This window comes from Streptomyces sp. (genome assembly GCF_019510245.1).
GTDB lineage: Bacteria > Actinomycetota > Actinomycetes > Streptomycetales > Streptomycetaceae > Streptomyces.
Map to the genome: position 1 here is coordinate 14,807 of NZ_JAEKKT010000216.1, position 12,223 is coordinate 27,029.

The 12,223-nt window shown below is 72.4% G+C and carries 9 protein-coding genes; 3 read left to right on the top strand and 6 right to left on the bottom strand.

Annotated features, from left to right (window positions below):
- Positions 1-59 precede the first annotated feature (59 nt).
- Positions 60-944, top strand: coding sequence for a MurR/RpiR family transcriptional regulator (locus JF597_RS43400; protein ID WP_294009731.1), 885 nt, complete (start codon positions 60-62; stop codon positions 942-944).
- 124 nt (positions 945-1,068) lie between these two features.
- Here the strand turns inward: JF597_RS43400 and JF597_RS43405 are convergent, their stop codons facing one another.
- Positions 1,069-2,085, bottom strand: coding sequence for a BadF/BadG/BcrA/BcrD ATPase family protein (locus tag JF597_RS43405; protein ID WP_294009733.1), 1,017 nt, complete (start codon positions 2,083-2,085; stop codon positions 1,069-1,071).
- A 178-nt stretch (positions 2,086-2,263) separates the two neighbouring features.
- On the opposite strand from JF597_RS43405, the gene JF597_RS43410 reads away from it, so the two are divergent.
- On the top strand, positions 2,264-2,929 hold the full coding sequence (locus JF597_RS43410) for a lytic transglycosylase domain-containing protein (protein ID WP_294009736.1): 666 nt from the start codon (positions 2,264-2,266) through the stop codon (positions 2,927-2,929).
- Positions 2,930-3,112: 183 nt separating this feature from the next.
- On the opposite strand, the gene JF597_RS43415 is transcribed toward JF597_RS43410, so the two are convergent.
- Together JF597_RS43415 and JF597_RS43420 are read right to left on the bottom strand one after the other, a co-directional pair.
- Positions 3,113-3,763, bottom strand: a complete 651-nt coding sequence (locus JF597_RS43415; RefSeq protein WP_294009740.1) for a response regulator transcription factor — start codon at positions 3,761-3,763, stop codon at positions 3,113-3,115.
- Positions 3,760-4,923, bottom strand: a complete 1,164-nt coding sequence (locus JF597_RS43420; RefSeq protein ID WP_294009743.1) for a histidine kinase — start codon at positions 4,921-4,923, stop codon at positions 3,760-3,762. The genes JF597_RS43415 and JF597_RS43420 overlap by 4 nt, the downstream gene beginning before the upstream one ends.
- A gap of 132 nt (positions 4,924-5,055) precedes the next feature.
- Here JF597_RS43420 and JF597_RS43425 point away from each other — a divergent pair, with 132 nt between their 5' ends.
- A complete protein-coding gene (locus JF597_RS43425; RefSeq protein WP_294009746.1) occupies positions 5,056-5,682 on the top strand; it encodes a VTT domain-containing protein in 627 nt (208 codons plus the stop codon).
- Positions 5,683-5,779: 97 nt separating this feature from the next.
- Here the strand turns inward: JF597_RS43425 and JF597_RS43430 are convergent, their stop codons facing one another.
- The 3 genes from JF597_RS43430 to JF597_RS43440 all read right to left on the bottom strand — a co-directional run.
- Positions 5,780-6,706, bottom strand: a complete 927-nt coding sequence (locus JF597_RS43430) for a hypothetical protein (protein ID WP_294009749.1) — start codon at positions 6,704-6,706, stop codon at positions 5,780-5,782.
- Positions 6,707-6,710: 4 nt separating this feature from the next.
- The gene (locus JF597_RS43435; RefSeq protein WP_294009751.1) at positions 6,711-7,796 is read right to left on the bottom strand and encodes a C40 family peptidase; all 1,086 of its coding nucleotides are present in this window, start codon (positions 7,794-7,796) and stop codon (positions 6,711-6,713) included.
- A 411-nt stretch (positions 7,797-8,207) separates the two neighbouring features.
- The coding region (locus JF597_RS43440; RefSeq protein WP_294009753.1) for a beta-galactosidase at positions 8,208-12,223 on the bottom strand (4,016 nt) is incomplete at its 5' end.

Genomic DNA, 12,223 nt, shown 5'->3' on the forward strand with positions numbered 1-12,223 from the left:
TGGCGATCGGGGCCCGGTATTCAACTGACGGCTCATAAGGTGCCGGGTACCGTCTCTGCATGCCCTCGACCGACGTCACCGCACTGATCCGAACCGAGCTGCCGCGCCTGGCCGGCTCCCTGCGGAAGGTGGGCGAGCTGATCCTGGCGGATCCGGCCGCCGTCGCGCACTGTTCGGCCGCGGAGCTGGGCCGCCGCACCGGCACCTCCCAGGCGACCGTGACCCGTTTCTGCCAGGCCGTCGGTCTCGACTCCTACCAGCACCTGCTGATAGCGCTCGCACAGGAGCGGGGCCGCGGCGAGGTCTCCGACTGGGGCACGGCCGAGATCGGTCCTGACATCTCCCCGGACGACAGCCTGGAGCGCGTGGTGAAGGTGGTCGGCACCGCCGACCTGAGGGCCGTCCAGCAGACCCTGGACCGGATCGACCTGGACGCCGTCGAGCGGGCGGCGCAGGCCATGGCCCGGGCCCGCAGGATCGACGTCTACGGCGTGGGCGGCAGCGGCGCGGTGGCGCAGGAGACCGAGACCCGGCTGTTCCGGATCGGCTGTTCGGTACGCGGCTGGACCGAGGTGCACGCCGCCGTCACCTCCGCCGCGCTGCTCACCCCCGCCGACGTCGCGCTCGGCATCTCCCACTCCGGGTCGACCCGCGAGACGACCGAGCCGTTCGAGACGGCCAGGGAGCGCGGTGCCACGACGATCGCCCTGACCTCCGACCCGCGTTCCCCGCTCGCCCGCGCCGCCGGCATCCGGCTCCTCTCGTCCACCCCGGAGACCAGCTTCCCCACCGGCATCATCGGCGCCCGCCACTCGGTCCTGCTCCTCATCGACTGCCTGTACGTCCGGGTCGCCCAGCTCACCTACCAACGGGCCAGTGCCGCACTGGCGTTGACCGACCACATCGCCGGTCAGCACGCGGTGAAGGCCCGGCGCCCGCGCTGACCTCCGTCGAGTCGACCGGGTCCCTCACCGGCGCCCCTGGGAAACCGCCGCAGATGGCCGTCGTGCGGGGCGGGCACGTCCCGGGCCGACCGGTGAGGCGGCCGGTGCGGTGGGTGCGGGGTGGTCACGGGTCCGCCGCGGGCCGGTGGCCGGTGGTGAGAAGCCTCGCCAGGGCCACGGCCCCCGCGCAGCCGTCCGCCACCGGGACGATCGTGAGGCCGCCCAGCCGTTCCGCGAGCGGGGCGAGCAGCGGACCCTGCGGGGTCGTCAGACCGCCCGTGACGACCAGGGCCTCACCCGGGCGCGGCCGCAACGCGGCGACGGTCCCGGCGAGATGGGTCACCGCCTCCCGGAGGATCGCCCGCGCGGCCTCGTCCTCCTCCGCCGCCGCGTCCGGCACCAGCGGCGCGAGGTCGGCCAGTCGCACGGGCGGGCGGTCCAGCACGGCGGGCAGCAGCTGCGCCCGGTAGGCGGCGCGTGCGGCGGGCGCCCAGCGCCCGCCGCCGGCCGGCGGCAGCACGCCCGCCGCGATCCCCAGAGCCCGGCCGACGGTGCCGGTCAGCACCGTCGGTCCGCCCCGCCCGTCCGCGGCCCGCAGCGCCGCCCGTGCCGCCTCGCGGCCGATCCAGAACCCGCCCCCGTCGTCCCCGAGCAGCCAGCCGTCCCCGCCGGACGTGGCGACCAGCACGCGCCCCTCGATCCGGGCCGCGACCACTCCGGTACCGGCCACCAGGGCGAGTCCGTCGGCCGGATGCCCGGGCGCCCCGGCGAAGGCCGCCTCGATGTCGCTGTGGATCTCGACGGCTCCGGTGGTGACGCCCAGCCGCGACAGAGCGGTGATCAGACCGGCGCGTGCCCGTACCCGGCCCCGCTCCTCCTCCGGCGCCCGGGCGGCCCCCGCGAAACCGCCGGCCACCGCGCGGACCCGCGCCCGGATCGCCTCCGGCACGGCCGCCGCGACCGCCTCGGCCAGATGTGCGGCGAGTTGCGGCCCCGGAACGGTGAGCGCGTTGCCGGGACCGGCCTCGCCCTCCCCGAGGACCCGCCCGTCACGCGCGTCCGCGAGAACCGCACGGGTCCGGGTGCCGCCGGCATCGATCCCGACCACCCATTCCACGCCCTGCTGCGCGTCACTGTTCATCGAGGTTCATGGTGGCCCCCTGGACCCACCTCCGGCGACTGTGTGAGCATCCGCACGTCCGCCGGCATTGCGTCGGGCGCGCCGGCACGCAAGAGTGTTCCAACTGCCTTGCCCAGCAAGCGAAACACTTCCGTCGACCGCCGCACACGGTGGCCCGGGCGAAGAGGAAGAGAAGCGCGTGAGCCGCATATCGGTCCGGGGAATCGCGGTGGCGTCGGCCACCGCGGTCACCGCTGTCGGAAGTGTCGTCGGTGTCGCCTCGGGCAGCAGCGCGCAGAACAACAACGACGCGGAGGCGACGGCGGCCGACGCCACCCTCCTCGCGGACCTGCCCGCGGGGCAGCAGGCCCGGGTGCAGACGGCGTCGCTGACGCAGCAGGCCGACACCGTGGCGGCGCAGGCGGACGCGAGCGCCCGCAAGGACGCCGAGCAGGCCGCCCGGGCCGCGGCCGCCAAGGCCGCGGAGGCCAAGAAGTCCGCGGCCGAGAAGCGGGCGGCGGCCAAGGCCGCGGCCGGCGACCCCACCGCCGGCTTCCAGGTGCAGAGCTCCTACACCGTGGCGCAGATCAAGGCGATGGCCGCGCAGATCGTGGGCAGCGGCCAGTTCCAGTGCTTCAGCAACATCGTGGATCACGAGTCCACCTGGAACTACCTCGCGGTCAACCCCTCCTCGGGCGCCTACGGCCTTGTCCAGGCCCTGCCCGGCAACAAGATGGCCTCCGTCGCCGCCGACTGGCAGAGCAATCCGGCCACGCAGATCAAGTGGGGCCTCAACTACATGAACACCACGTACGGCAGCCCCTGCCAGGCCTGGGCGTTCTGGCAAGTGCACCACGCCTACTGAGCACCTGGGACGCACCGCGCTCCGCGGTGGGGAACCGGCAGCGAAGCGCTCGTCGCCTCCCTGGACGACCCGTGGCGAACCTCGCGGCCTGCCGTCCGCTGCCGGCCCGGGCTCACCGGCGGTGTCGGGTCGCCGGTGCTCACTCGGGCTTTCCCGGGGACCGGCTTCGCCGTTGCGGCCGGCTCAGGTGGTGAGGTCTGCGTCGCGGGCCATGAGGGCGGCCTGGACGCGGTTGCTGACGTCCAGCGCGGTCAGGATGCGGCTGACGTGGGCTTTGACGGTGCTCTCACGCATGGTGAGGCGGACGGCGATCTCGGCGTTGGTCTCGCCGTGGGCGAGGAGAGCGAGTACGTCGCGTTCCCGGGGGGTGAGCCGGTCGATGCGGGCCTGGGCCCGGACCGCCTGGGGCCGGGTGGTGGCGTGGTAGCGGTCGATGAGGCGGCGGGCCGCTGTGGGGTGGAGCATCGCGGAGCCGGCCGCGACCAGGTGTACGGCGCGCAGGATCTCGGCCGGGTCGGTGTCCTTGAGGAGGAAGCCGTCGGCTCCGGCGCCGAGGGCGTCGTAGACGTACTGGTCGAGGTCGAAGGTGGTCAGGGTGATGACCCTCGGCGGGTGGGGCAGGGCCCTCAGCCGGGCGGTGGCGGTGATGCCGTCCATGCGGGGCATGCGCACGTCGACGAGGGCGACGTCGATGCGGTGGGCGCCGGCCTGCTCGATGGCCTGGAGGCCGTCGGCCGCCTGGGCGACGAGGTCGATCTCCGGGTCGCTGTCGAGGAGGTCGGCCAGGCCGAGGCGGACCAGGGCGTCGTCGTCGACGATCATTGCGCGGATCATGCGGGAGTGCCGTTCTCTTGCGTGCCGGCCGGGTGGGGGATGCGCGCGGCGAGGCGCCAAGAGCCCGCCCCGGCCGGTCCCGCGTTCAGACGGCCGCCAAGGGCGCTGACGCGTTCGCGCAGGCCGACGAGCCCGTAGCCGGAGCCGACGGCGGCCGCCCGCCCGGGGGGACCGGCGGGGTTGGTGACCTCCACCAGGGTGGCCGGCAGCCGGTAGTCGATCGTCATGGTCACCAGGGTTCCGTCGGCGTGCTTGCGGGCGTTGGTCAGGGCTTCCTGCCCGATGCGGTACACGGCCAGGCGGTGGGTGGTGGGCGCGTCCTCCGGCCGGCCGTGGATCGTCACGGCAATGGGCTGCGAGGCGGCGCGGGCGTCGTCCACCAGTTGCCGGACGTCCTGGGGAACCGGCGCGGGCACAGCACCAAAACCGTTCGGTGCGGCGCCGGGATCGCGCAGCACACCGAGCACGTCCCGCAGGTCGGCGAGCGCTTCCGTGGAGGTGCCCCGCAGCAGGGCCAGTCGTTCGGCGACCGGGCCGGGCAGGGTGTCGCTGCGGGTGGCCAGCACACCCGTGTGCAGGGCGATCAGGCTGAGGCGGTGGGCGAGGACGTCGTGCATCTCCGCCGCGATCCGGGACCGCTCCGCGACCCGCGCGGCCTCCTCGCGCAGCTGTGCCTCGACGCGCAGGTGCTCCACATCGGCGGCCAGCGCCCGCACCAGACGCCGTCGGCTGCCGATCCACATGCCGACGACGTACGCGAAGGCCCATATGAACAGCGCGGTGAGGTACTGCTGCTGGTGCCACAGCCGGGTCGGCGGGTAGCCGAGGAGGTTGGCGCCCAGCGCGGCGGCGGCGCAGAGGGCCGCCGCCCGCGTCCGGCGGGCCGCGGCCAGGTCGTACAGGACGAGAGCCAGCAGCAGCGTGCCGATCCACCCCCACCACGCGGTGACGGCGGCGACCACGATGGGCGCGACGGGCCAGCGCAGCCGCGGCACGAGCAGCACCACCGCGCACGCCACGGCCGAGGCACTGATGGGAACCACATACCGGCCATCGCTGACCAGCTGCGTGCCGTTCAGCGCGGCGATGGTGACGAAGAACGTCACGGCCACGCCGCGCCCGACGGCCACCACCCCTGCCTGGATCTTGCTGCTGTTCACCGTGGTCATCCTAGGCAGGCACACCCTGGGCGTCCTTCGACGACCGGCGACCCCCATCCCCTACTTTCGCAGGGGGAGGCCGTGGCAGAGCGGCGGATTCGCTGCCGCACGGCAATTTCTAGCGTCGTGTGCATGGATGACTGGCACACCTCCCACGAACGCGTTCTGGCCCAACGCCAGGCCGACGGCTGGATGTTCCTGATCGAAGCGGCCCGCGATCTGCGCACCACCGGCGCGATCGCCCCCAGCGGCAGGGCGCTGGCCCGCGCCCTGACCGATCCCGTCCGGGCCCAGGCGTCCCGTCCGCTGGCCGTCCTGGAAGCCGGCGCCGGCACCGGCCCGGTCACCCGGGCCCTGATCCCCCAGCTGTCCGCGTGGTTCCTCGCCGACCGGCTGCGCACCGGCCCGGCGGGCCGCCGCATCCCGCCTGCCCTCTGGGCACGGGCGGAGACGCTCATGGCCCGCCACGGCGGCCGCGCCGTATTCCTTGCCCGTTTCATCCCGGTGGTCCGCACCCTTGCCCCGCACTGCGCGGGCGCCGCCCGTCTGCCCTACTGCCGCATCGCGCCGTACAGCGCCACCGCAGCCTGCGTCTGGGCGACCGCAGAGGCATCAGCCGGATACGCGGCCGCCTCCTCCCTCCAGCACGTGCTGACCCTGGCGGGCCCCGCCGCGGCCGTACTCGTCCTGACCGCGACCGCAGCCGTGCTCGTGGTGCGGCGAAGCAGACCACACCAGGTCGTGCCCGCGCGGCGGTAGCCGCAGTTCGTACAGCCACGCGCCCCTTCGGGACGCCGTCCGCCAGGACGTCGAGGGGCGTGTCCACGGGGGCACGCCCCCTCTGGGGCGCCGTCCGCTAGGACTGCGACTCGGCGGAGCGGCCGGCGCGACGGGTGAAGCGTCGCAGGCCCCGGCGGGTGGGGTTGAGAGGTGTGTCCTCGGGGGCGACCGGCCCGGGGCCCGCCGTCACGGCCGGGGCGGAGGCCGGGGCGGAGGCCGGGGCCGGGAGTGAGCGGTTGCTCCGTTCGAGCCGGCTCCGGACGGCCCTGGCCATGGCCTGGTGGGCCGGTTCCAGCGGCATGCCCTCCGCGGCCAGGTGTTCCCACATGTGCAGCAGTTCCTGCCCTCGGGTGGCCACCTGGCCGTCGTCCGTCAGTCGTTGCCACGCGGCGGTGGCGCGGGCCACCTCCGGTGCCGCCCGGTTCAGGTCGGTACGGCAGCGGATGCGCGCGACGGTCAGCGCGAGGACGGTGGAGAGCATGTAGTCGCCGCGCTGGTACGCGAGGTAGGCCTCGATCGCCCGTGCCTCCAGCGAGAGTTCGTCCTCCGCTCCCCTGCGCAGCGTGAGGTGCTCCCGCAGGGCGCTGGCGAGGACGGACGCGGCGTGCAGTTCCCCCCGCTGTGCGTGGTCGATGATGCGTTCGACGCGGGCGAGCGGGGGGAAGGCCTCCTCCTCCGCGGCGGTGCGCTCGCGTCCGGGCGGCAGGTCCTCCTCGTCGGCGATGGTCCGGCTGGAGCCGTCGGGGTGGACCCGCAGGCGTGCCACCTGCAGCACACTGCGGTCGATGACGGTGGCCGCCACCGGGGCGCCCAGGGTGCGGGCGAACATGGCGATCGCGTCGAGGATCGCCTCGTTGGGGGGCCGGGTGCCGCCCATCTCCAGCAGATGGCCGTTGACCACCGTCGACCCGTCCTCGGCCACATAGGCGTCGAGCCGGATCAGCGGCGGTGCGCTGAGCGCGGGCAGGTTTCCCTCGTTGCGGGGGGTCAGTGAGTAGGTCATCCGCTCAGACTCCGGGTCGGACGACACCGAGGATGGGCATGGAGGCGGCCGGGGCGGTCGTGACCGTGCGTCCGGGCCGCGGGGCGTGGACGATCTGTCCGTTGCCTATGTACATGCCCACGTGGGTGGCGTCGTAGTAGATGATCAGGTCGCCGGGCTGCACGGAGGCCAGATTGACCCGGGTCAGTCCCTGCCACTGCGCCTGCGAGGTGCGGGGTATGGGGTGCCCGGCCGCCGCCCACGCGGTGGAGGTCAGTCCCGAGCAGTCGTACGACGAGGGGCCGACCGCGCCCCACACGTACGGTTTGCCGATCTGCGCCAGCGCGAAGGCGACGGCCTTCGCGGCCGCTCCGCTCGCCTTCGTCCGGCCGCCGACCGAACCGGTACCGGTCGAGGTGCTGCCGCCGGAACCGGGTCCCGTCCACCTGGCCTCTGCCTCCTTAGCCTCTTCCTTCTCCAACTGGGCGAGCCTGCGGGTCTGTTCCTTCTTGAGCCCCGCCTCGATCCGCTCGGCCTCGGCGATCTTCTTCTCGATCTTCTGCTTCGCCTCGGCCCTGTCGGCGCGGGTGTTCTTCAGCTCCCGCAGCTTCTCGGCGGCGGCGTCCGTCTGCCGGCTCAGCTCCGCGCGGGCGTTCGCCTGGCTCTCGGAGACGGTCACCACGTCGCGCAGGGCCTGGCGGGCCTGGGCCGCGTCGTCCAGGGCGTGTTCGGGGTGGTCACCGAGCAGCAGCTGGAGGCCTGTGGAGTCGAGGTTGCCCCCGCGGTACTGCGTGCGGGCGGCCGCACCCGCGAGGTCGTGCAGATCGGCCAGCCGGTCCTCGGTACGGGCCAGGTCCCGGTGGAGCGAGACCAGCCGCTTCTCCTGCTCGGCCGCCTTCACCTCGGCGGTGTCGTACGCCTCGGTGGCCACCTCCGCCTGACGGTAGAGGCCGTTCAACTCGTCGTGGATGTCCTCAATCGACTTCTCGTTGCGGGGATCGGGTGCGCCCGGGGTTGCGTAACTCGGGCCGGGTAACAGGGCGATCGCGCAGACGAAGGCTGCTGTGGCGGCTCGGCTCCGCAGCCGTCCGCCACGAGTCGACACGTTCATCGGCTCCATCCTCAGAGGTCACATGCGGGTGGCCCGGACGGCCTGCTCTCCCGTCTCAGCCGTCATCACGGTTCCCACGGAGAACTGTTCGATTCCTGAACACATTACCCCGACGTGAACGGCGAACCCCTATACCACCGGGCGTGTCAACCTGCCCGCACGCACCTTCTCCACCGCGGCCGGACACGGTACCCACTTCCCGGCCCGGCACCGTCCGGGCGCAACTCCTGGGCGGAAAGCGCCACTTGTCCCCTCCTCGGCCACCCGGTCGAGGCCGCCCCGCGCGGCATGCGTACGCCCGGCCGACCGTTCCACACCGAAACGGTCCGATCGGCCAGGCGTACGGGCACCGCGAAGTGCCTACGGGACCGGCTCAGTTGCCCGGGAAGCCGGTCCCGGTGTGTCGTCCGGCTAGCCGCACGTCAGCGTCGGCATCCCCCAGTCGCCGTGGTCGTTGCCGTTGCCGTCGCCGGCGTCGCCGACCCTGAGGTCGAGCACCTGGGCGCCGCTGACGTCGACGTCGATCGGCACCGCGGCCTGTTTTCCGCGGATCGTCGGCGTGGTCACCAGGGTCTTGCCGTCGGCGATCACGGAGAACGTCACCGTTCCCGCGCCCCCGGTCTCGTCGTCGACACCGACCTGCGCCGTCAGCCGGGAGCACTGTCCGGCGAGATAGAGCTGGACGTCGCTGACCGAGTTGGTGCCCAGGCCCTTGGCGTAGCCGACGCCGGCCACGGTGATCGGACGGCCGTCGCCGGCCGCCTGTTCGCCGACGCTGGTGTCGCGCTCCACCGGGCCCCACCCGTTGGTGGACGACAGGAACGGCAGGTCGCTCACCGCGCTCTTCCCGGCCGGCGGGGCGGGCGGGATCCCGCCGACGATGCGCTCGTCACTGCCGGTGGCCTGCCTGCCGCCCTGCACGTAGTCCACCGTGGCGGTGAGCGTCGAGGCGGACGGCAGGGTCCCGTCCGGAGGCTGGACCTTCCAGGTGAAGGTGGCCGAGCCGCCCGGCCGTACACGAGGGACCGAGGCGGGGCCAGTGGCGGTCACCGTCCAGCCGTCGGGGGCGGAGAGCGAGGCCGTCAGGTCAGAGGCGGACGGCCGGTCCGCGGGCACCCCTACCGTCGCCTCGGCCGTGAAGGCCTGGCCGGACTGCGCGGTGTCCGGCACGTCCAGGGTGACGTCCGCTCCGGGACGCTGCGGCATCGCGTACTTCTCGGCGTCGTAGCGCGGGCTGTCGTTCTGCGCGACGCGCAGGGACGAGGCGTAGCTGCCGTAGTCGGTGAGGGAGACCTTGCCGAGGCCGCCGGTGCTGCCGTCCAGGTTCCACACGGCGATGGCGATGCTGTTGTGGCCGTTGGGGTTGAGGATGCCGTTGGGCACGGGGAAGGTGTGCTGCGGGCCGAGGTAGTTGACGTAGTTGCCGACCTGCCAGCCGTTCACGAAGATCGTGGCACGGTACTTGCGGGCCGGGTCGTCGGTGAAGGTCAGCCCGATCGAGGTGTCCTGGCCGTGCGGCAGGTCCAGTTCGGCGTCGGTGCGGTACCAGGAGACGCCGGGACGGGTGTCGGTCGTCGGCAGGGACACCTGGTCCCACTTCCTGTCCGGGTAGCCCGGCAGCGACCAGCCAGCCCGCTCGCCGTACAGGCCGCCCGTCGAGAGCGGGCCGCGCACGGTGTCCTGAAGGTCCTCGCCGCCGCGTACGCCCTGCACCCGCCAGGTCACGGAGGTCAGCGGCGCCCCGGTGAGGGAGGCGCTGGTCAGGCCGCGGGCGGTCTTGTTCCCGTTGGTCGAGTTGTAGTCCTCCTCGTGCCCCATGTTCACGGTGAGCACGGAGATGACGTTGTCGCCCGACGACTTCAACGAGCCGGACGGGAAGGTGAAGTCGGCGCTCCCGGTGGTGGAACTGCCCAGGAAGGTGCCGTTGAGCCAGGCGGAGAACGCCTGCGCGCCGCCGCCGGAGTCCGAGACCAGGTGGACGCCGGTCTCCTTGCCGGTGGCGCGGAAGCGGCCCCGGTACCAGGTGTTGCCGGTGTGGAAGCCGTAGTCGTCCGCGTAGAGCACCGGCTGCGCGTCACTGCCGGAGACGCTGTTGGTGGTCGCCTTGTCGGCCACCTGCCAGCCGGCGTCGTCGAAACCGGGGGCCGCTTCCGGCGACTCCTCAGCGTGCCTCCAGTTCGTCAGTGCCGGCAGCTGGACGGGGGCGGCCGTCGGGATCGTCCCGGTGCGGCTCGCCGTGTCGGTGGCCTCGCCGCGCACCGTCCTGCCGTTCCAGGTGACCCGGTCGGCGGTGGTGAACACCTCGATGTTCTTGTCGTCGGCGTTGTCGCCGGTGAGTGCCACGGTGCGGCCGCCGTCCAGGCTGGTCGCCGTGCGCAGCAGGTGGCTGCCGCGCACCAGCACCGGGCCGGTCGCCGTGTCCTGGCGCCAGAAGGTCTCCGCCGTGGCCTTGTCGCCGACGAGCAGCAGGAGCGGGCGCTTCCCGCCACCGCTGATGCTGATGCGGAGCAGGCCCTTGTGCGTGTAGTTCAGGCGCAGGTCCCCGGTGGCCGCGTCCCAGGTGGTGGTGACCGTGCCGCCGGTGGCGGTGACGGTGGGCTCGGTGGCGTAGCGCAGGACCGTCTCGCCGTCGCTGCCCGCGTCGCCGTAGAGCACGGCGACGTCCCGGTCCCCGATCGTCGCGCTGGTCATGATCTCGGACGTCGAGTACTGCAACCGGGAGTCCCCGAGCCGGTAGTTCGCCACGATCACGTGCGAGTCGCGGCCGTCGAGGGTGATCGCGGTGCCGGGCTGCTGGGGCACGAGGGGGTAGGTCGGTTCCGCGGCGGCGGCGCCCGTCGGCACGTCGATGGCGTCGACGGCCACGTAATTGTCCGTGGAACCCGAGCCGTGGGTCCCGGCCACGACGATCTTCAGGGTGTGCGCACCCGGCGCGAGGCCGGTCTTCTGGAAGACCACCGCCTGGTTCTCGCCGCCGGAGTCGTCGACCGTCGCCACCTTGGTGCCGTCGAGGTAGACGTCGGCGTAGCCGTGGTTGTTCGTCTTCGAGCCGATCCAGCGGACCGCGGTGCCGTCGAAGGGGACGAGGAGCGAGTCACCGGCCTTGTTGGAGAACGACTCGGTGTGCTTGTAGTCGCCGCCGGTGTAGCTGGTGTTGGCGACGTGCGACCACGAACCGGCGTACTGGAGCGCGGAGTCGGGATCGTCCCAGGTGTAGGTGGTGTCCGCGGCCGGCTGGGCGTTGAGGTCCAGCGAGATGTGGGTCCTGTCGACCGCGGTGGACGTGGAACTGCCGTGTCGCAGGACGTGGAACTGCGTCCTGGTGTCGGGGTTCATCCGGGCCGTGTCGACCACGGCGGAGTCGTCCGGCGGGGTGGCCCTGATCGCCTCGGTCTCGGTGAGCGGGGCGACCGACTGGGTGAAGTACCCGATCAGCTTGTCCTCGTAGTACTTCGGGTCGAGCTGGCGGGTCTCGCGGATCGCGGCCCCGTAGTCGTACGACGTGTAGTTCTCCGGCATGCCCAGCCAGCCCCAGTTGGTGCCGCCGTAGGTCATGTAGAAACTCTGCGCGGTGGCGCCGACGGCTATGTTCTGCTTGTAGAACACGTCGGCGAACTGGTCGTTGATCAGCTGGGCGCACTTGTCGTAGCCCGGTCCGCCCCAGGGGTCGAAGGCGCCGCCCTGGAACTCCGGGGAGTAGAGCGGTTTTCCGGCGGGGTGGTCGTAGCTGATGTCGGGGACGCCGTTCCACTTCGTGGGGTTCGAGCAGTCGAAGCCCTGGGGGTAGGAGTCCGGGCCGTCGACGTCCAGGGCACCGGTACCGGAGTTGAAGGTGCCGTTGTTGTTGCCTGTCAGCGGGACCGTGATGCCGTCGGCACGGGCCTTGTCCTCCAGGTGCTGCATGTAGGAGCGGCCGGCGGCCGAGCCGTTGTAGTACTCGTTCTCGACCTGGTAGGCGATGACCGACCCGGTGCCGTTGGTCAGTTGGTGGCGGGCGATGATCCGGTCGATCTGCGTCAGCCATTCGTCCGCGTACTTCAGGAACCGCGGGTCGTCGCTGCGGTTGTTCCCGGCCTTGGTGGTCAGCCAGCCGGGCAGGCCGCCGCTGTCGACCTCCGCGTTGATGTACGGCGCCGGGCGGGCGATGACGTAGAGCCCGGCCTCCTGGGCCATGTCGAGGAGCTTGTCGACGTCCCGTACTCCGGTGAAGTCGTACACGCCCGGCTTGGGCGAGTGGTACCCCCAGTCGAAGTACAGCGAGGTGGAGTTGAATCCGGCGGCCTTCATCTTCTGGAAGATGTCCCGCCACAGGTCCGGGCTCGGGAGCCGGAAGTAGTGGAACTCGCCGGACCACAGGTAGGTTCGCCTGCCGTCGACGAGGAACGAGTAGCCGTCCAGACTCACCGTGTGCGCCTGCGGGGCGGCCC

What these genes read in the sequence shown, in the direction of transcription:
- JF597_RS43400 (WP_294009731.1), top strand. Translation starts at nt 60, where the DNA reads ATGCCCTCGACCGACGTCACCGCACTGATCCGAACCGAGCTGCCGCGC.
- JF597_RS43405 (WP_294009733.1), bottom strand. Translation starts at nt 2,085, where the DNA reads ATGAACAGTGACGCGCAGCAGGGCGTGGAATGGGTGGTCGGGATCGAT.
- JF597_RS43415 (WP_294009740.1), bottom strand. Translation starts at nt 3,763, where the DNA reads ATGATCCGCGCAATGATCGTCGACGACGACGCCCTGGTCCGCCTCGGC.
- JF597_RS43425 (WP_294009746.1), top strand. Translation starts at nt 5,056, where the DNA reads ATGGATGACTGGCACACCTCCCACGAACGCGTTCTGGCCCAACGCCAG.
- JF597_RS43430 (WP_294009749.1), bottom strand. Translation starts at nt 6,706, where the DNA reads ATGACCTACTCACTGACCCCCCGCAACGAGGGAAACCTGCCCGCGCTC.
- JF597_RS43435 (WP_294009751.1), bottom strand. Translation starts at nt 7,796, where the DNA reads ATGAACGTGTCGACTCGTGGCGGACGGCTGCGGAGCCGAGCCGCCACA.